The organism is Paraburkholderia sp. HC6.4b (genome assembly GCF_014200875.1).
GTDB lineage: Bacteria > Pseudomonadota > Gammaproteobacteria > Burkholderiales > Burkholderiaceae > Paraburkholderia > Paraburkholderia tuberum.
Window position 1 is genome coordinate 232,333 of the sequence record NZ_JACHDC010000003.1, and the last position, 19,213, is coordinate 251,545.

Annotated in this window: 19 protein-coding genes and 1 pseudogene; 8 read left to right on the forward strand and 12 right to left on the reverse strand. The window is 66.1% G+C overall.

Features of this window, described 5'->3' with window-relative positions; genetic code table 11:
* Positions 1-57: 57 nt before the first annotated feature.
* The 9 genes from HDG34_RS05555 to HDG34_RS05595 all read right to left on the reverse strand — a co-directional run bounded on the left by HDG34_RS05555 (position 58) and on the right by HDG34_RS05595 (position 9,750).
* Positions 58-1,107, reverse strand: coding sequence for an L-threonylcarbamoyladenylate synthase (locus HDG34_RS05555; protein ID WP_184058322.1), 1,050 nt, complete (start codon positions 1,105-1,107; stop codon positions 58-60).
* A gap of 10 nt (positions 1,108-1,117) precedes the next feature.
* Entirely contained in the window at positions 1,118-2,314 is a 1,197-nt protein-coding gene (locus HDG34_RS05560) for a 5-(carboxyamino)imidazole ribonucleotide synthase (protein ID WP_184058324.1), read from the reverse strand.
* Between the two features lie 104 nt (positions 2,315-2,418).
* Positions 2,419-2,937 carry a 5-(carboxyamino)imidazole ribonucleotide mutase gene (purE, locus tag HDG34_RS05565; protein ID WP_018421699.1) on the reverse strand — a complete coding sequence of 173 codons (519 nt, stop codon included), beginning with the start codon at positions 2,935-2,937 and terminating at the stop codon, positions 2,419-2,421.
* A 56-nt stretch (positions 2,938-2,993) separates the two neighbouring features.
* The gene (locus HDG34_RS05570) at positions 2,994-3,884 is read right to left on the reverse strand and encodes a phosphoribosylaminoimidazolesuccinocarboxamide synthase (RefSeq protein ID WP_184058326.1); all 891 of its coding nucleotides are present in this window, start codon (positions 3,882-3,884) and stop codon (positions 2,994-2,996) included.
* Positions 3,885-4,017: 133 nt separating this feature from the next.
* On the reverse strand, positions 4,018-5,082 hold the full coding sequence (fba, locus tag HDG34_RS05575) for a class II fructose-bisphosphate aldolase (RefSeq protein WP_184058328.1): 1,065 nt from the start codon (positions 5,080-5,082) through the stop codon (positions 4,018-4,020).
* Positions 5,083-5,269: 187 nt separating this feature from the next.
* Positions 5,270-6,706, reverse strand: coding sequence for a pyruvate kinase (gene pyk / locus HDG34_RS05580; protein ID WP_018421702.1), 1,437 nt, complete (start codon positions 6,704-6,706; stop codon positions 5,270-5,272).
* 496 nt (positions 6,707-7,202) lie between these two features.
* Positions 7,203-8,396, reverse strand: a complete 1,194-nt coding sequence (locus HDG34_RS05585; RefSeq protein WP_184058330.1) for a phosphoglycerate kinase — start codon at positions 8,394-8,396, stop codon at positions 7,203-7,205.
* 278 nt (positions 8,397-8,674) lie between these two features.
* Entirely contained in the window at positions 8,675-8,998 is a 324-nt protein-coding gene (locus HDG34_RS05590) for an AzlD domain-containing protein (protein ID WP_184058332.1), read from the reverse strand.
* Entirely contained in the window at positions 8,995-9,750 is a 756-nt protein-coding gene (locus tag HDG34_RS05595; RefSeq protein ID WP_184058334.1) for an AzlC family ABC transporter permease, read from the reverse strand. Before HDG34_RS05595 ends, HDG34_RS05590 begins: the two co-directional genes overlap by 4 nt.
* Positions 9,751-9,976: 226 nt before the next feature.
* Here HDG34_RS05595 and HDG34_RS05600 point away from each other — a divergent pair, with 226 nt between their 5' ends.
* From HDG34_RS05600 to HDG34_RS05625, 6 genes are all read left to right on the forward strand, one after another.
* Complete coding sequence (locus HDG34_RS05600) at positions 9,977-10,900, forward strand: branched-chain amino acid transaminase (protein ID WP_184058336.1); 924 nt, start codon at positions 9,977-9,979, stop codon at positions 10,898-10,900.
* 73 nt (positions 10,901-10,973) lie between these two features.
* On the forward strand, positions 10,974-11,168 hold the full coding sequence (locus HDG34_RS05605) for a zinc-finger domain-containing protein (protein ID WP_008920434.1): 195 nt from the start codon (positions 10,974-10,976) through the stop codon (positions 11,166-11,168).
* A gap of 246 nt (positions 11,169-11,414) precedes the next feature.
* Complete coding sequence (gene waaF / locus HDG34_RS05610) at positions 11,415-12,440, forward strand: lipopolysaccharide heptosyltransferase II (RefSeq protein ID WP_184058338.1); 1,026 nt, start codon at positions 11,415-11,417, stop codon at positions 12,438-12,440.
* A gap of 165 nt (positions 12,441-12,605) precedes the next feature.
* Complete coding sequence (locus HDG34_RS05615; protein ID WP_184058340.1) at positions 12,606-13,052, forward strand: nuclear transport factor 2 family protein; 447 nt, start codon at positions 12,606-12,608, stop codon at positions 13,050-13,052.
* 52 nt (positions 13,053-13,104) lie between these two features.
* Positions 13,105-14,157, forward strand: coding sequence for a hydrolase (locus tag HDG34_RS05620; protein ID WP_184058342.1), 1,053 nt, complete (start codon positions 13,105-13,107; stop codon positions 14,155-14,157).
* The gene (locus HDG34_RS05625) at positions 14,150-14,725 is read left to right on the forward strand and encodes a DUF2946 family protein (protein ID WP_184058344.1); all 576 of its coding nucleotides are present in this window, start codon (positions 14,150-14,152) and stop codon (positions 14,723-14,725) included. Before HDG34_RS05620 ends, HDG34_RS05625 begins: the two co-directional genes overlap by 8 nt.
* 64 nt (positions 14,726-14,789) lie before the next feature.
* Here the strand turns inward: HDG34_RS05625 and HDG34_RS05630 are convergent.
* A pseudogene (locus HDG34_RS05630) lies at positions 14,790-15,514 on the reverse strand (hypothetical protein); the annotation flags it as partial.
* Between the two features lie 186 nt (positions 15,515-15,700).
* Here HDG34_RS05630 and moaC point away from each other — a divergent pair.
* Together moaC and HDG34_RS05640 are read left to right on the forward strand one after the other, a co-directional pair.
* Positions 15,701-16,180 carry a cyclic pyranopterin monophosphate synthase MoaC gene (moaC, locus tag HDG34_RS05635; protein WP_184058346.1) on the forward strand — a complete coding sequence of 160 codons (480 nt, stop codon included), beginning with the start codon at positions 15,701-15,703 and terminating at the stop codon, positions 16,178-16,180.
* A 31-nt stretch (positions 16,181-16,211) separates the two neighbouring features.
* On the forward strand, positions 16,212-16,562 hold the full coding sequence (locus tag HDG34_RS05640; RefSeq protein WP_184051401.1) for a nucleotide pyrophosphohydrolase: 351 nt from the start codon (positions 16,212-16,214) through the stop codon (positions 16,560-16,562).
* A 53-nt stretch (positions 16,563-16,615) separates the two neighbouring features.
* On the opposite strand, the gene HDG34_RS05645 is transcribed toward HDG34_RS05640, so the two are convergent.
* Together HDG34_RS05645 and HDG34_RS05650 are read right to left on the reverse strand one after the other, a co-directional pair.
* Complete coding sequence (locus HDG34_RS05645) at positions 16,616-18,400, reverse strand: Wzy polymerase domain-containing protein (RefSeq protein WP_184058348.1); 1,785 nt, start codon at positions 18,398-18,400, stop codon at positions 16,616-16,618.
* Positions 18,401-18,562: 162 nt separating this feature from the next.
* Entirely contained in the window at positions 18,563-19,186 is a 624-nt protein-coding gene (locus HDG34_RS05650) for a pilin (protein ID WP_090801738.1), read from the reverse strand.
* Between the last annotated feature and the right edge of the window lie 27 nt (positions 19,187-19,213).

Genomic DNA, 19,213 nt, shown 5'->3' on the forward strand with positions numbered 1-19,213 from the left:
AGCCGGGCCTTTGCCTTTTCCGGTGGCCGTGCCATGCAGCGCAGCGAGCCGATTGCGTCAGTGCTGCGCTTCGAATGCCGCCGCCGCGCGCCCGAGCCGATCGTTGACCGCAATCCATTCGATCGTGTCCGGCAGCTTCTCGATCAGAATCCGCGTGACGTTCGCGCGATCGAGCGCGCGTAGCAAGCCGTAGAGCTCGCGTGCATAGACGTGCGGATCTTCCGGCGCGGCGACGAAATGCACGCCGTCGACATCGGCCCACTGTCCCGCACGCGACGCGCGCGCGACCAGCGCGACGCGCTCGCCCGGCTCGCGCACCGCGAGCAGCGGCTCGAGCTCGCCGAGTGGCAGCAGCACGAGCGGCGTGCGCGGCGCGTAATGCGCTTTCAACGTGCCCGACGCGCGCGGCGCGGTCGCGTCCGACCCGTCGGGCAGACGCGGCGCCTCGCCGAGCACGTCGGCGATATCCTGCGGCGTCACGCGACCGGGCCTCAGCAGCGCCGGAAAGCCGCGCGACAGATCGAGAATCGTCGACTCGATACCGACATCCGACGCGCCACCATCGAGCACATGAATCGCGCTGCCGAACTCGTCGCGCACATGCTGCGCGGTGGTCGGGCTCACATGCCCGAAGCGGTTCGCCGACGGCGCGGCGACGCCGCCATGCCCGCCGCGCAACGCGCTGAATGCATCGAGCAACGCCTGCGCAACCGGATGCGACGGGCAGCGCAGTCCCACCGAGTCCTGCCCGCCGCTGACCGCCGCCGGAATGCGCGCAGCGCGCTTGAGGATCAGCGTGAGCGGTCCCGGCCAGAACGCGTCGATCAGGCGCTGCGCATCCGCCGGCAAATACTCGACCCAGTAGTTCGGATCGCCATGCGGCGCGAGATGCACGATCACCGGATGATTGGCCGGCCGCCCCTTCGCCGCGTAAATGCGCGCGACCGCGTCCGGGTTCTCGGCATCGCCGCCGAGGCCGTACACGGTTTCCGTCGGAAACGCGACCAGCCCCCCCGCGTCGAGCAAGGCCGCCGCGTGCTCGATCTGCGCGGCGCTGACCGGCAACGCGTTGGTAGCGTCCTCGGCGGGTTTCAGTTGATCCGGCATGGCGCGCGCGTCAGCTGGTGGCGATGTGCAGCAGCCGCGCGCAATCGCGCGCCGCGGTGCGGGCTTCTTCGAGGGTCGGCGCGGTGAAGTTCACGTGGCCCATCTTGCGGCCGCAACGCGCCTCTTCCTTGCCGTACAGATGCAGGCGCGCTGACGGCATCGCGGCGACTTCCTGCCACGGCGGCGTGACCGCCGCGCGCTTCGGACCGTCCGGAAACCACACGTCGCCGAGGATGTTCAGCATCACCGCCGGCGAATGCTGGCGCGTGTCGCCGAGCGGCATGCTGGTCATCGCGCGCACCTGCTGCTCGAACTGGCTCGTCGCGCACGCGTCGACCGTGTAGTGGCCGGAGTTATGCGGGCGCGGCGCCATTTCGTTGGCGACCAGCGAGCCGTCTTCGAGAATGAAGAATTCGACGCACAGCACGCCGACGTAGCCGAGCTTCTCGGCGATCTGCAGCGCGGCCTGTTGAGCCTGCTGCACGAGCGCCGGCGACGCGTCCGGCGCGGGGACGATGGTGTGCGACAGCACGCCGTCGCGATGGGTGTTCTGCGCGAGCGGATAGACCACCGACGCCCCGCTCGCCGCGCGCGCGATCAGCGCCGACACCTCGAACTTCAGCGGCAGGCGCTTCTCGAGCACACACGGCACGCCGCCGAGCGACGCATGCGCCTCGCGCACTTCCTCGGCGTTGCGCACGCGAATCTGGCCTTTGCCGTCGTAACCCATGCGCGCCGTTTTCAGGATGCCGGGCAGCACCGCTTCGAGCTCGCCATCGCCCAGCGCCGCAAGCGCATCCGACGACTCGATCACGACGTGCGACGCAACCGTCACACCCGACGACGCGATAAAGCGCTTCTCGGCGATCCGGTCCTGCGCGACGGCGACGCAACGCCCCGCCGGGCTCACGAAGGTGGTCTTGCCGAGAAAGTCGAGGCTCGCGGACGGCACGTTCTCGAATTCGGTCGACACCGCCGCGCACAACCGCGCGAGTTCGGTCAGCGCCGCTTCGTCGCCGTAGGCCGCGCGCAGGTGGCGGTCGGCGACCGCGCCGGCCGGGCTGGTTTCGTCCGGGTCGAGCACGGCGACGCGATAGCCCATCGCCTGGGCGGCAAAACAGAACATGCGGCCGAGCTGGCCGCCACCGACCATGCCAAGCCATGCGCCGGGCAGAATCGGTGAAACCGGTGTGTTGTCAGGGTTCATCTTGGTGGTCGGTCGCGGCCGGATACGCGTCGCGCTCGCACAGCGAGCGGCGGGCATCCGGCCGGGGGTCGGACAGGAGACGTCTTATAAAACAACCAGCGCGCTTACAGCGCCGGCAATACCATCGCGTGAGCCGCTTCGTTCTGGCGCACACGGAATGCAGCGAGCTTGTCCGCGTATTCGGCGCTGGTGCCGGAGAGCAGGGACACCGCGAACAGCGCCGCGTTCGCGGCACCCGCCTCGCCGATCGCAAACGTCGCGACCGGCACACCCTTGGGCATCTGCACGATCGAATGCAGCGAATCGACGCCCTTCAGATACTTGCTCGCGACCGGCACGCCAAGCACCGGCACCGTGGTCTTCGCGGCCAGCATGCCCGGCAGATGCGCGGCGCCGCCCGCACCCGCGATGATCGCGCGAATGCCGCGCTCGCGCGCGCTTTCAGCATAGGCGAACATTTCGTCGGGCATGCGGTGCGCGGACACGACCTTCGCTTCGTACGGCACGCCGAATTCCTGCAGAATCGCGACGGCGTTTTTCATCACTTCCCAGTCGGAACTGGAGCCCATCAATACGCCGACGACCGGCGCATCATGCGTATGGGCGGTTTGTGCTTCACTCATCTTACGGCTTCCTTGTTTCCCGGCGATGCGCGCCTGGCACGGCGCGCGCGATCACATCAGTCGAGCTTGTGGCCGGTCAGGCGCTCGAGCGCTTCCTGGTACTTCTCGCCCGTTTTCGCGACCACGTCGTCCGGCAGCTTCGGCGCCGGCGGCTCTTTCTTCCACGGCTGGGTTTCGAGCCAGTCGCGCACGAACTGCTTGTCGAACGATGGCGGGTTCGTGCCGACCCGGTACTGGTCCGCCGGCCAGAAGCGCGACGAATCGGCGGTCAGCGCCTCGTCCATCAGGTACAGCTTGCCCTGGTTGTCCAGACCGAATTCGAACTTCGTGTCCGCAATGATGATGCCGCGCGTGGCCGCGTAATCAGCGGCTTCCTTATACAGACGGATCGAAATGTCGCGGATCGTGGCCGACAGTTCGGTGCCGATGCGGCGCTCCATCTCGTCGTAGGTGATGTTTTCGTCGTGGTGGCCCATCTCGGCCTTGGCGGCCGGCGTGAAGATCGGCTCGGGCAGCTTCTGCGCGTTCTGCAGACCCGGCGGCAGTTGCACGCCGCAGACCGAACCGGTGGCCTGGTAATCTTTCCAGCCACTGCCGGCCAGATAGCCGCGCACCACCGCTTCGACGAGGATCGGCTCGAGACGCTTAACGACCACCGCGCGCCCCTTGACCTGCTCGACTTCGTCCGGCGCGACCACCGACTCCGGCGCGACGCCCGTCAGGTGGTTCGGCACCACGTGCTTCAGTTTCTCGAACCAGAAGTTGGCCATCGCGTTGAGCACGTGACCCTTGTTCGGAATCGGCTCGCCCATGATCACGTCGAACGCCGACAGACGGTCGGTCGTGACGATCAGCAACTGGTCGTTGCCCACGGCATAGTTGTCGCGGACTTTGCCGCGGCCGAGCAGCGGCAGCGAGCGGAGCGTGGATTCGTAGAGGGTAGACATCGTCGTGGTTCGCTAAAAGTGGTGCAAAAAATGTGACCGGAACAAAAGGGAAACGCCGTTCCCCCGATGATGCGGGAACGGCGATCGGACGACAACCTGGCCAAACGGCCAGGCGCGGAGCCAAAACTACAGCTTAACGGACGACTTGCGCGAGCTCGCCCGACTTGTACTTCTGCGCAATTTTATCAAGCGAAACCGGCTTGATCTTGCCAGCCTGGCCTTCGCAGCCGAATTGCATGTAACGGTCGATACAGATCTTCATCGCCGCTTCGCGCGCCGGCTTCAGGTAATCGCGCGGATCGAACTTGCCCGGGTTGGTCGCCATGTAGCGGCGGATCGCGCCCGTGATCGCCAGACGCAGGTCGGTATCGATGTTGACCTTGCGCACGCCGTGACGGATGCCTTCCTGGATTTCTTCGACCGGCACGCCGTAGGTTTCCTTCATGTCGCCGCCGAATTCGCGGATTTCCGCGAGCAGCTCCTGCGGCACCGACGACGAGCCGTGCATCACGAGGTGCGTGTTCGGAATGCGCTGATGGATTTCCTTGATGCGCTGGATCGAGAGAATATCGCCCGTCGGCTTCTTGCTGAACTTGTAGGCGCCGTGCGAGGTGCCGATCGCGATGGCCAGCGCGTCGCACTGGGTCAGCTTGACGAAGTCGGCGGCCTGCTCCGGATCGGTCAGCAGTTGTTCACGCGTCATCGTGCCTTCGGCGCCGTGGCCGTCTTCCTTGTCGCCCTTCATCGTTTCGAGCGAACCGAGCACCCCCAGCTCCGCTTCCACGGTGACGCCGATCGAGTGCGCCGCCTCGACGACCTTGCGCGACACTTCGACGTTGTACTCGTACGATGCGACCGTCTTGCCGTCGGCTTCGAGCGAACCGTCCATCATCACGCTGGTGAAGCCGCTGCGAATCGCCGCCATGCACACCGCCGGCGACTGACCGTGGTCCTGGTGCATCACGACCGGAATGTGCGGATACGACTCGACGGCCGCTTCGATCAGATGACGCAGGAACGGCTCGCCCGCGTACTTACGCGCACCGGCCGACGCCTGCATGATGACTGGGGCGTTGACCTTGTCGGCCGCGGCCATGATCGCCTGCACCTGCTCCAGATTGTTCACGTTGAATGCCGGAAGGCCATAGCCGTTTTCCGCAGCATGGTCCAGCAGTTGACGCATTGATACGAGAGGCATGCTGAAACTCCTTAGATTGAAACGAATTCTTTTGCCGTCGGCATCTTTTGCGGCGATTTTATCGCGAAGCAGGCGGCGTTCCCGCGATGACACCGGCGCTTTGGTGCGCCGTCGCACATGGACCGTGCGGGTTTCGCCGCCCTGCTTCGCTCAATCGAGCCTGTGCCGATCGAGCAGTCCTGCCTGATCAGTACGGTTCACCGACCCGCACGATCTTCAACGTGTTGGTGCCGCCCGCCTGACCCATCGGCTCGCCGACCGTCAGCACGACCATGTCGCCGTGCGACGCGTAGCCCTTGCCGACCACCGTTTCGAGCGCCTGCTGCAGCGCCGTGTCGCGGTCGGTGTTGGTGTCCAGATGCAGCGACGTCACGTTGCGGTACAGCGCCATCGCCCGTTCGCTGCCGACGCGCGGCGTCAGCGCGAAGATCGGCACGTGGGTCCAGTGACGCGACATCCACAGCGCGGTCGAGCCCGATTCGGTCAGCGCGACGATGGCCTTGGCGCCAAGGTGATAGGCGGTGAACAGCGCGCCCATCGCGATCGACTGGTCGATCCGCGTGAACGTGCGGTCGAGGAAGTCCTTGTCGAGCTCCGACTGCTCGGACTTTTCCGCTTCGACGCAAATCGCGGCCATCGTCTCGATGGTCTGCACCGGGTACTTGCCCGCCGCCGATTCCGCCGACAGCATCACCGCGTCCGTGCCGTCGAGCACCGCGTTGGCGACGTCCGACACTTCCGCGCGGGTCGGCACCGGCGCGTGGATCATCGACTCCATCATCTGCGTCGCGGTGATCACGAACTTGTTCGATTCGCGCGCCATCCGGATCATGCGCTTTTGCAGCGCCGGCACCGCGGCATTGCCCACTTCCACAGCCAGATCGCCACGCGCGACCATGATGCCGTCCGACGCGTCGAGGATGCCTTGCAGCGCCGGAATCGCTTCCGCGCGCTCGATCTTCGCGATCATCTTCGGCTTGATGCCGTACGGCGCGCCGGCGATGTTCGCGAGCTGGCGGGCCATTTCCATGTCGGTCGCGTTTTTCGGGAACGACACCGCGACGAAATCGACGCCGAGCGACATCGCCGTGCGGATGTCCTCCATGTCTTTCGCGGTCAGCGCGGGCGCCGACAGACCGCCGCCCTGGCGGTTGATGCCCTTGTTGTTCGACAGCTCGCCGCCGATCTTCACGACCGTGTGGATCTCGTTGCCGATCAGGCGCTGCACGTTCAGCACGATCAGGCCGTCGTTGAGCAGCAGTACGTCGCCCGGCTTCAGGTCGCGCGGCAGATCCTTGTAGTCGAGGCCGACGCGCTCGTCGTTGCCGAGCTCGCAGTCGGCATCGAGGACGAACGGATTGCCGGTGACGAGCGTCGTGCGGCCGTTCTCGAATTTGCCGACTCGGATTTTCGGGCCTTGCAGGTCAGCCATGATGGCGACTTCGCGGCCGGCCTGGCGGGCCGCCTCGCGCACGAATTCGGCGCGCTGGCGATGGTCGTCCGCGGTGCCGTGTGAGAAATTGAGCCGCACCACGTCCAATCCCGCCTGAATCATTTGCAGCAGGATTTCCGGCGTGCTGGAAGCCGGACCGATAGTAGCGACAATCTTGGTGGCGCGATGCATGAGTCTCCTCGTCTGGATAGGATCGCTAGTAAGAGCGCTGCGGGGCTGCTGCGGAGTTCGCGCATCGAAAGATGCTGCCTGGGGTCGCGCGCCGGTTGTGGCCGGTGTCGCTTTGTGGAGTGATGCGGGTGATGCGGGTGATGCGGTATTCGAGAGCGGCGCCTCGCGCGCCGGAGATTTGCTGCCCTGCTTGCCGGAAGGCTGTTCCGGCTGGGCCGAATCGCGTTGAGCAGCTTCGACCTGTGCCGTTGGGGGCTGCTCCGCGTCGCCGGTCGGAGCATGCGCTGCAACCGGTCCCGCGGGCGCTCCGGCGGCTAGCGCCGGTTCGGTGGCCGTGGGCGCTATCGGCGCTTCGGCAGCCACGTCCTGTCCGGCCGCTGCCGACGCAGCGGCCGCGCGTGTCGGGCGCTCCCCTGCCGGCGTTGCCGCGCTACCGCGCTGCGCTTTCACGCCACGCGCCTTGGTCGACTTCGCCGCTGGGGAGCGCGTCGCCACGTTAAGCCCGCGATTCCAGAACTTCTACCGCCGGCAGCTTCTTGCCCTCGAGGAACTCGAGGAATGCGCCGCCGCCCGTGGAAATGTAGCTCACCTGGTCGTGGATGCCGTACTTGGCGATTGCCGCGAGCGTATCGCCGCCGCCTGCGATCGAGAACGCCGCCGAGCGCGCGATCGCGTCCGCGAGCGTCTTCGTGCCGTTGCCGAACTGGTCGAACTCGAACACGCCGACCGGGCCGTTCCACACGATCGTGCCGGCCTTCTCGAGTTGGGCGGCGAGCACCTTGGCCGTTTCCGGGCCGATGTCGAGGATCATGTCGTCGTCCTGCACATCGGCGACGGCCTTTACTTCTGCCTTCGCGCTCGGCGAGAACTCCTTGGCCGTGACGACGTCGGTCGGGATCGGCACCGAGGCGCCGCGGGCCTTGGCCGCGTCGATGATCGCCTTCGCTTCGTCGACCAGATCGGCTTCGGCGAGCGACTTGCCGATCTTCAGGCCGGCCGCGAGCATGAACGTATTGGCGATGCCGCCGCCAACGATCAGCTGGTCGACCTTCTCCGCGAGCGACTTCAGGATGGTCAGCTTGGTCGACACCTTGGAGCCCGCGACGATCGCCACGAGCGGACGCTTCGGTGCGCCGAGCGCCTTGCCGAGCGCTTCGAGCTCAGCGGCGAGCAGCGGACCCGCGCAGGCAACCGGCGCGTACTTCGCGATGCCGTGCGTAGTCGCTTCGGCGCGGTGGGCGGTGCCGAACGCGTCGTTCACGTAGATATCGCAGAGCTTGGCCATTTTCTGCGCGAGCTCGTCGGAATCTTTCTTTTCGCCCTTGTTGACGCGGCAGTTTTCGAGCAGCACGACCGAGCCCGGCGCGACGTTCACGCCGTTTTCGACCCAATTCGCGACGAGCGGCACGTCGCGGCCGAGCAGCTCCGCGAGACGCTTCGCCACCGGTGCGAGCGAATCTTCCGGCTTGAAGTCGCCTTCGGTCGGACGGCCAAGGTGCGAGGTGACCATCACCGCGGCGCCGGCGTCGAGCGCGGCCTTGATGGCCGGCACGGAAGCGCGGATGCGGGTGTCTTCGGTGATGTTGCCTTGATCGTCCTGCGGCACGTTCAGATCGGCGCGGATGAACACGCGTTTGCCGGACAGCTTGCCTTCGGCGATCAGGTCGGAGAGACGCAATACCTTGTTCATGGGCTTGAGTATGCGAGTTGATGAGAAGGCGGTGACGGTCAGCGCGCGGGGACGAGGCGCAGCGAACTCCAGCGCTTCGGCCCAACGGCTCCGCGGGATCGGGCGCCGGCGGCCGGCCGCGGCACCAGGCGCCTTGCCGCGGCGCGCTCAACCCGGAAAAGGCATTTTAACTGATCCCAACGGCCTTCTGATCCGCGACACAGCGAATGTCGCGGATTTGATCGCAAGGCCGCGGATGCCGCGGCGTAGCATTCATCGCCGCACCCCGGGCCCGGCCCTCACAGGAAGACGCGCATCAGCGTGAATACGACCATTCCGGTCACGATCGTGCCGAGCATGGTGCGCCGCCACAAAAACCAGCCGAGGCCGGCGAGCGTCGCGTAAAGCTCATGGTTGGAAGGCGCGAACGACAGCCCATCGGACGTCGTCAGCACGTCGGGCACCACCACCGCGGCGAGCGCGGCGGCCGGCGCGTAGCGCAGCATCTTCTGCACGCGCGCCGGCAGTACCGTGCGCTCGCCGCCGATCAGGAACATCGCGCGCGTGAGCGCGGTGACGAAGGTCATGCCGAAAATGGCGAGCCAGATTTGCGTGGTGGTCATCGGGAGTCTCCGGCGCGATCGTTCACGCCACGAATGCGGCGCAGGTCGGCGCGCTCGATCATCAGGTCGGCCGCGCTGCCGGCCGCGATCGCCGCGATCACCGCGAGCAGCAACGCCAGCCGGTACGGCAGATCGAGCGCGAGCAGCGACACGATGCCGGCCACGCTGACCGCGACCAGCGTCGAGCGGGTGGCGATCGACGACACCATCACCGGCAGCAGCGCGAGCGTGCCGGCCAGCGCGAGCCCCCAGTTGTCCGGAATCAGGCTCGCGAGCAGGATGCCGATGATCGACGACACCTGCCACGACAGCCAGCTCGATACCGCCATGCCCCAGAAGTATGCCTCCTTGCCCGGCACGTAGCCGGTCGGAAAGCTCTTCTTGACGAATAGCAGATAGATCACGTCGCCGTTGAAATAGCCCAGCACGATGCGCCGCCACATCGACAGATACGAGAAGTGCGGCGCGAGGCCGGCGCTGAAGATCACGAAGCGGGTGTTGACCATCGCCGCGGTCAGCAGCACGGTCCACACCGGCAGCTTCGCGGCGAGGAGCGGCAACACCGCCAGCTGCGACGATCCGGCGTAGCACAGCAGCGACATCGTGAGCGCCTGGGGCAGCGTCAGCACGGACTTGCTCATCGCGATGCCGGTCACGAGGCCCCAGGAAAAAATCGCCATCAGCGTGGGGGCATAGGCGCGCGCGCCTTCACGAAAAGCGCGGCGATCGGTGTCGGACAGTCGAGCGAGCATCGGGCGAAGGGTGCGGGCGCAGGAAACGCCGTCAAGAAGGCCAGGTCGGCGCCAGCTTGCGAGACCACCCGCTAGCGCATCCGGATTTGATTTATGCGTGCGCTGGATTATAGCGTCCGGGGTGCGCCCAAATGCCCGTGGTGTGTGCAAAAGACGCTAAAATAGCGCTCCCGGCTATGTCCTGCGCTCATGGCCGCACCTCATAACGCACCTGCTGGAGAACCGTATGTCAATGGCCGACCGCGACGGCAAGATCTGGATGGATGGCAAGCTCATCGAGTGGCGTGATGCCAAAATCCACGTGCTCACCCATACGCTGCACTACGGCATGGGCGTGTTCGAGGGCGTGCGCGCTTACAAGACGGCCGACGGCGCCACCGCGATTTTCCGCCTGCAGGAGCACACCAAGCGCCTGCTGAACTCGGCGAAGATCTTCCAGATGGCCGTGCCGTTCGACCATGAAACGCTCGCCGCCGCGCAGCGCGAAGTGGTCCGCCAGAACAAGCTCGAGTCGTGCTATCTGCGCCCGATCATCTGGGTCGGCTCGGAAAAGCTCGGCGTGTCGGCCAAGGGCAATACGATTCACGTCGCGATCGCCGCGTGGCCGTGGGGCGCATACCTTGGCGAAGACGGCATCACCAAGGGCATCCGCGTAAAGACGTCGTCGTTCACGCGCCATCACGTGAACGTGTCGATGGTGCGCGCGAAGGCGTCGGGCTGGTACGTGAACTCGATCCTCGCGAACCAGGAAGCGATCGCCGACGGCTACGACGAAGCGCTATTGCTCGACGTCGACGGCTACGTGTCGGAAGGCTCGGGCGAGAACTTCTTCCTCGTCAACAACGGCAAGCTGTACACGCCTGATCTGTCGTCGTGCCTCGACGGCATCACGCGCGACACCGTCATCACGCTCGCGTGCGACATGGGCCTGCAGGTGATCGAAAAGCGCATCACGCGCGACGAAGTCTATACCTGCGACGAAGCGTTCTTCACCGGCACGGCGGCCGAAGTCACGCCGATCCGCGAGCTCGACAACCGCACGATCGGCGCTGGCGCGCGCGGCCCGATCACCGAAAAGCTGCAGTCGGCTTTCTTCGACGTCGTGAACGGCAGGAGCGCGAAATACGCGCACTGGCTCACGAAGATCTGAGCGACGTTTCGAGATGCCCCGCGCAGCCCAACGGCGGCGCACTGCAAGCACCCCGCATAAAAGAGAAAGTCTCATGAGCGAAATCAAGGAAATGCCGCTGGTCGAACTGTCGGCAAAAGATCTGCCGGCGTATTGTCCGAACCCGGCCATGCCGCGCTGGAGCGCGCATCCGCGCGTCTTCATCGACGTGTCGCACGGCGAAGCGCGTTGCCCGTATTGCAGCACGCGTTACAAGCTGCGCGACGGCGAAGTGATCAAGGGCCATTGATCCAACGCATCGAGCGGTTCTGAGCCAGCTTGCACGGCACGAGGCGCGCGTTTTGAATCACGCGCTCGCCGCGCCGCAGGCTCGACCGCACGACCCGTGCGGCCGCACCGCCGCCGCGCCGCCATCGCGGCGCGTGTGGCCAAACGGCATCGCGCCGTGCGGCTCTCCGCTTTCCCCATTTACCTATCCGAGTGCCGCGCGCATCGCGCGCGCGGCGCTTGTTATCGACACCGGACACTCACTCTGATGCGTCGCGCGTTGGTTATCGCACCGAACTGGATCGGTGACGCATTGATGGCGCAGCCGCTGTTTGCGCGCCTCGTGAAATTGCATCCGCGCATCGTCATCGACGCGGTCGCGCCCAGCTGGGTCGCACCCGTGCTCGAACGCATGCCGGAAATCCGCGACGTCTACGCGACCGATCTCGCCCACGGCAAGCTGCAGATGCTGCGCCGCTGGCAGCTGTCGAGCGATCTGCGCGACGTCGGCTACGACGCGGCCTACGTGCTGCCGAATTCGTTCAAGTCGGCGCTGATTCCGTGGCTGGCGGGCATTCCGCTGCGCATCGGCTACACCGGCGAGAGTCGCTACGGCGTGCTGAACGTGCGTCACGCGAATCCGCGCAAGGACGCCCGCCCGCCGATGGTCGGCCACTACGCCGCCCTCGCCTACGCGCCAGCCGCCAAGGTCCCCGAAGATCTGCCGATGCCGCGCCTCGACACGGACCTGAACGAGGCCTCGCGCGTGTCGGCGCGCTTCAATCTCGATACGCGCGTGCCGCTGTTGGTGTTCTGCCCCGGCGCAGAATACGGTCCCGCGAAGCGCTGGCCGCCCGAGCACTTCGCGTCGCTCGCGCAGATGGTCGGCCAGTCGTTCCCGTACACGCAAATCGTCGCGCTCGGCTCGCCGAAAGACGCGCCGCTCGCGCAGGCGATCGCCGAGAAAGCGCCGAACGTGCGCAACCTGTGCGGCCAGACTGCACTCGGCGAGGCTTGCGCGCTGATCTCGCGGGCCAACGCGGTCGTCACCAACGACTCCGGACTGATGCACGTCGCCGCCGCGCTGCGCCGCCCGCTCGTGGCCGTCTACGGTTCGACCGATCCGCGCCACACCCCGCCCTTGTCCGAGCTCGCGAAGGTACAATGGCTTCATCTCGAATGCAGCCCCTGTTTTGAGCGCGAGTGCCCGCTCGGTCATCTGAACTGTCTGAAGCAGCTGAGCGCCGAGCAGGTTTTCGGCGATTTGCGCGGCATGCTGCTCGCGCAGCGCTGAGCCGACTGGTACTTGCACGCAACACCGCACGCCCCGAGCGCGTCGCGTCATGTTCGCGCCTTGCGGCACGGGCAAGCTGACGCCGGGGGCGATGGTCCGGCGCTCTGGACCGTCCCGCTACCGCAGACCCGCAACCGCGCGCCGCGCACAAGAGACTGACAAGCCATGCCACGTTTTGCCCATATCTTCGAAGCCGCCGCCGATACCCTGACCGCCTACTATCAGGCCGTCGCCGAGGTCAATATCGACAGCTTGATGGGCTTGTGGATCGACGAGGAGTTCGTCAGCTGCATCTGCGCGGACGGCTCGCATCTGCACGGCCTCGAGAGCATCCGCAATGGCTTGCAGGTCCAGCTCGAAGCGCTGCCGGTGTCGATCGAGCCGCTCGACATCCGCGTCTACGACAGCCTCGGCACCGTCGTCTATGCGATTGCCGAAGCACATCGTCCGGCCGACCCGACCGCCACGCCCGCGATGGTTTTCACCACCTACGTGATGGTCCATGAACGCGGCGAATGGCGCATTGCGCATATTCACGCAAGCCCGATGCCGAACGAGACCGCCAGCCAGTTCGCAACGAAGATGCGGCATGGCCAGGGCCCGCTGCACTGACGCGCGGCACCACGACAGATTCAGAATCACGTTTTCTCGCTTTTCCGCCGGTATGAGTTCGACGCCACATAAACCCGCTTCCTCCGGTACGGCCCCCGCCAAGGTGGCGGCCGCCGTCGAGGCGGCCGTCGAGCTGCTGTACCGCGCGCCGCTCTGGCTGCCGAACCGGCATGTGCAGACGATCGTCCCGTCGCTGTTCGCGCGCCGCCCCGCGGTATCGTTTCGCCGTGAGCGCTGGGACACCCCGGACGGCGATTTCATCGATCTCGACTGGGTCGCGCACGATACTCCGCCCACCGACACCGCGCCGCTCTTCGTGCTGTTTCACGGCCTGGAAGGCAGTTCGTCGTCGCACTACGCGGTCGCGCTGATGGCCGCCGCGCGCAAATACGGCTGGCACGGCGTGGTGCCGCACTTTCGCAGTTGCAGCGGCCCGCTGAACCGGCTGCCGCGCTTCTACCATCTCGCCGACAGCAACGAGGTCGACTGGATACTGCGCCGCCTGCGCGCCGCGCATCGCGGGCCGGTGGTCGCGGCGGGCGTGTCGCTCGGCGGCAACGTGCTGCTGCGCTGGCTCGGTGAGCGGCAGGCCGATGCGGCGCGGGTGGTAGCCGCCGCTGCCGCGATTTCGACACCGATCGACGTCCATGCGGGCGGCCGTGCGCTGTCACAGGGCTTCGGCCTCGTCTACACGCGCAGCTTCCTGAAGACGCTGAAGCACAAGGCCAACCAGAAGCTCGAGCAGTTCCCGGGCCTGTTCGATCGCGACGCGATGCTCGCGAGCCGCACGATGTACGAGTTCGACAACGTCGTGACCGCGCCGCTGCACGGCTTTCGCGATACCGACGACTACTGGAGCACCGCAACCACCCGCCCGCTGCTGCCGCACATTCAGGTGCCGACGCTCGTGCTCAACGCGCGCAACGACCCGTTCCTGCCGGCCGAAGCGCTGCCGTCGCGGCACGAGGTGTCGGCGGCGGTCGAGCTTTATCAGCCTGAGCACGGCGGCCACGCGGGCTTCATGACCGGGCCGTTCCCGGGCCGCATCGACTGGCTGTCGCGGCGCGTGTTCGGCTATCTGGAGCGACACGTCGATCATGGATGACATCGTCAAACAGGCGCTCGCCAAATGGCCGAACGTGCCGAGTTGCACCGGCTGGCTGATGCTCGACCGGCGCGGCAACTGGCGCATGCGCGACGAAGCGGCCCAGGCGAGCGGCGCGCCCGGCGTGCCGATCCGGCATGAGGCGCTGCTTGGCTTCATCAACCGGAACTACGAGGCCGATGAGCGCGGGCAGTGGTTTTTTCAGAACGGACCACAGCGCGTGTATGTCGAGCTGGCTTATACGCCGTGGGTGGTCAGATTGTCCGCGCACGCGGATGGAACGCTCGCGCTGCACGACCAGGGCGGCGGCGCGTTCGAGCCGACGGCGGTGTTCGCGGATGAAGACGGCGGCATTCTGTTTGCCGATCGCTCGCAGCCAGCACGTATCGCGGTGCTGCACGATCACGACCTCGAGCTCTTCTCCGATCACGCGACGCTCGCCGACGATGGCTCATTGAGCGGTGCGTTCCACTGGAGTGTTCAGCGCGCCTTGCCGCTGCAAAGCGTGCGACGCGATCAGGTGGCCGCGCGCTTTGGCTTCGTCACGAGCCCGGCGGCGCAGGTCTGACGCGCGCAGCGGCGCGCGTTCACGTCCACCCTACCCTTTCTCGTCGAGCCGCTCGTCCTTGTAGCGGCTCTCCATCTCGTGCAGGCGCGCCCGAGACGAACGTCGCGCGCGCGTTCGCGAGCGCGGCCGCCGCGTCGTCGTAGCGCTTGAGCAGCATCTGCCCGTAAGCGATGCCGTACCAGTTCGCCGCGACGTTCAGCGCGGTGCGGTCCTCGATTTCCGAGCGCAATCGCGAAATCTCGTCCGCGTATTCGCTGCGCGACTGGTCCTGCAACAGACGCGAGCGCGCCCGCATGAAGCCGTACTCGGGGTCCTGATGCGGCTGCCGCTGCCGCGAGCTTGACGGCGACCGAATCAAGATAGTCGCGCACGAGTCAGTCGTCGAGATAGTCGGGGTCGCGGCGTATCTCACGCATCACGCGCTCGCCGAGCTTGCGTTCGGCCTGTGGACTCAGCGAGCCGGCGTCGCCGCTGCCGAGATCGGGCAACTGCTGCGCGACGATCGGCGCGCGCCAGTCCTTGCTGCCGGTTTTGCCGCCAGTGCCACCGCTACCGCCGCCATCGGAAAAGCGGCTCTGCGCGCCGCCGTAGGTGCCGAACACGCCGCGCGCGATGTCGGGCGGCAGGATCGGATCGGCATGCGCGTCGCTCGGGCCGCTCACGAGCGGCACCTCGGACGATGACGTTCCCGGCACGGTGGCCGCCCCGCCCGTCGATTGCGCGAGCGCGCCCGGCGGCATCGCGATGCGCGATGGATAGCGACGCAGCGAGGAATCGTTTTGGATGCAACGCGAAGCCGGTCTGACGAAGTCGAAAACGCCGCCCATGGCCCGGACTAAGATAACGGGCAAGGGCGTCGCAGGACGCGTACGAGGCAAAACTCAGCGCACGACACAGCGCAAGTGGAATCAGTCGCCGCGACGATTCGAGGCCGCGCCGCACTGCTATGATAGGCGCCCTCTGAAGGAGTCAACCATGCCTGAACTCACTCATTTCGATGCGGCCGGTGACGCGCATATGGTGGACGTCGGCGGCAAGCAGGAGACGAGGCGCATCGCGATCGCGCGTGGCTCGATCCGCATGCTGCCCGACACGTTCGCGCTGATCCGCGACGGCAACGCCAAAAAGGGCGACGTGATCGGCGTCGCGCGGATCGCGGCGATCCAGGCCTCGAAGCGCACCGCCGATCTGATTCCGCTCTGTCATCCGCTCGCGCTGACACGCGTGAAGGCCGATTTCGAACTCGACGAGCAGATGCCCGGCGTGCATTGCACGGTTCAGGTCGAGACGTTTGGACGCACGGGCGTCGAAATGGAGGCGCTTACCGCCGTGCAGATCGGGCTGCTGACCGTGTACGACATGTGCAAGGCGGTGGATCGCGGCATGACCATCACCGATGTGAAGGTGATGGAAAAGCATGGCGGGAAATCGGGGGATTGGGTGGCGCAAGCTTGACGTGCGGTTCGACAACTATCCGGATAGCAACATGACCATCGACGAACTGCTCGAGCAGCTACTGGCGTTTCGCGACGCGCGCGACTGGCGGCAGTTTCACACGCTGCGCAACCTGATCGTCTCCACCGGCATCGAAGCCGGCGAGCTGTTGGAGACGATTCAGTGGAAGACCGATGCGCAGATCGACGCGCTGCTCGGCGATCCCGCGCAATCGACGAACCTCAGGCACGAGTGCGCCGACGTGTTCATGTATCTGCTGCTGGTCGCCCATACCGCCGGCTTCGATCTCGTCGACGCGGCAGCGGAAAAACTGAAGCTGAACGAAGCGCGCTACCCCGTCGACAAGGCGAAAGGCACGGCCGCGAAGTATTCCGAGCTTTGAACTTTGAAGGGAGGAAGCCGCGGCGCCAGCACGCCCAAGCTTCCGCGGTCCGATCAATCGTCGTCACTGTCGTCATCCGGCGTCGCATCGGCCGCCGGTGTGCCATAGCGCTTCACCAACTGCTGCTTGAAGCCCGCGAGCGACTTCTGCTCGTCGACGAGCTGGTAGAGATAGCCGAGCTGCGCCGGCCAGTCTTTCAATTCCTCGGCGAAGATCCGCAAGCGTTCGACCGTATCGAGCGCCGCCGCGGTATCGCCGGTCAGCGCCTGCAGCACCGCGTAGCGACGCAGCACCGTCTCGCCCGGCAACAGCGCGATCGCCTGCTTGTGCATCGCGAGCTTGCGCTGCAGGTTCAGCGGATTCATCGGCTGCAGCGTCGCGAGACCGTATTCGCCCCACGCGCCGAACAGGAACGACGGATCGGCGCCGTACTGCTCGGCCGGACGCGCGCCGTAGTAGAGCACCTCGGCGCGCGCATAGTCGCGATACACCGGATACAGCGCGGCGAGTCCGCCGAACACCACCACCGCGAACGCACCGAGCGACAGATTCGCCGGCACCGCGCGCAACGGCCGCGTTTCGAGCAGGCCGAACACGAACATCGCGGGCAACAGGAAGAACATGTACTGCTGCGGATACTCGACGAGCGCATGCATCGTCAGCACGCCGATCAGCGCGATGCCGAACACGCGCGCGGCGCTTTGCGGCGCACGCGCGACGCGCACGAGCCACGCGACGAGACCCACGAGCACGATCGCAAGACCGATCAGACCGGTTTTCGCGAGCAGGTCGACGAAAATGTCGTGCGAGTTGTTGGCGATTTCGACGCCGCCCAGCTGCTTGACGAGCTCGAACTGATGGCTCGGAAATTCGCCCCAGCCGACGCCGAGCAGCGGATGCTGCTTGAACATCGTCCAGCCGTATTTCAACAACGCGAGGCGCGGCGCGATCTGGCCGGCATCCTGGAAGCGCTCGGCCGCCGACTGCCCGAGTTCGAGGTGATAGCGCACGTTGGCCCAGCGGATCAGCGCATTGACCACGAAAAACAGCACCGCGAGCGCGATCGGCACCAGCCATTCACGGTTGCTGCGGCGCAGTTTCGGTTCGGTGCGCGTCTGCGCGAAGGCCATCCAGAAGCCGGCCACGACGATCACGCCCATCTGCAGCCATGGACCCCGCGACACGGTCAGCGCGAGGCCGACCGAGAAAATCGTCGACACGAGCAGCCAGATCGGCACCGCGATGCGCCGCGTCTGCACGAGATACAGCGCGCCCGCCATCGCGAACGCGATATACGTCGCGAGGTGGTTCGCCTGCGCCATGTTGCCGAACGGCCGGCGCTCGACGGTCACGTTATACGCGACGACGAGCGGAGCCACGCGCGCCTCGAGGTGAAACAGCTGGATCACCTGACTGAACACCGCGAACAGACCGCCGACGATCAACGCCCCCGCCGCCCAGCGCAACGCGGTCTCGTCGAGCTTCACGCGCGTGAAGCCGTAGCCCACATGCACGGCCATCCACGCAGCGAGCAGGAAGCCCGCGCCGAGCCAGTTCATCGATGGCTCCGCGACCGGCAGCACCAGCGTCTGCACGACCAGCACGAGGCCGAACAGCAAGGGTACGAGCGCGACCGTGGGCGACGCGAAGCTCACGCGCGGCCGGGTGGTCGCGACCAGCAGCACGACGGCCGCCCCGGTCAGCAGAAACAGCGCGAGCGAGGTGAGTTCGGCGTAGAAGGTTGGGATCGGATACGTATGGTTGGCAACCGCGTAGGGCAGGATCAACGCAAGAGCCAGCAGTACGAGAGACAGGTAGCGTGCGAAAGGGGTGGGCATCGAATCAACAGTGGGCGTCAGCAACCGGCGCACTATACAAAAATTTCGTTGCACTGTGCGCCGGTCCGGCCGAAATAGGCTGAAAATCAGCCCTTTACGTTGTGGCTTCGACTCATCCAGTCAGCGCTCGGCTGCTGTCTCGCTCACTCACTCATTTGCCCCTTATGAACGGCATTCGGGCGGCGCCAGATTCGCGGCGAGCGTCGGCGCCTCGCTTGGCATCGGCCCCGAACCCGGCGCCGGCAACGACGACGCGCTCTTGCCGCTCGCAAAGCATTCCCACGTCAGCGCGCCAGTCTGCACCGCGTCCTTGCTCAACGCGACGCGCGCGCTCGGCGCATCTACGTTGTCCGGGACCGACGGCACCAGCGTCATGGTGTTTGCGCCGGCCTGCGCGACACGCGTCGAGTACGTGATCGTGATCTGACCAGTGTCGTCGTCGATCTGGATGGACTCGACGTTGCGCGTGGCGGGCGGCGACGCATAACCGCCGCTGAACGCGTTGCCGCTCGCGGCGTTTTCGGCCACCGCGAGCCGCGCCGACGCCGCGAGTGACAAGCCCTCGCCGACCCGGCTGCGCGCCAGATAGTCCTGATACGCGGGAATCGCGTAGGCCGCGATCACGCCGACGATCGCGAGCACGATCATCAACTCGATCAGCGTGAAGCCAACGCCGCAGCGGCGGCAGATGCGCGCGAACCAGCTCGCGCGCCAGCGTGCGCGGCGCGACCTACGCGAGGATTGCGTCGATTGAGAGTATGGGGAATATGGCAGGGTAACGATCATCGGCAGACTCCTGATACGAGAAACGCC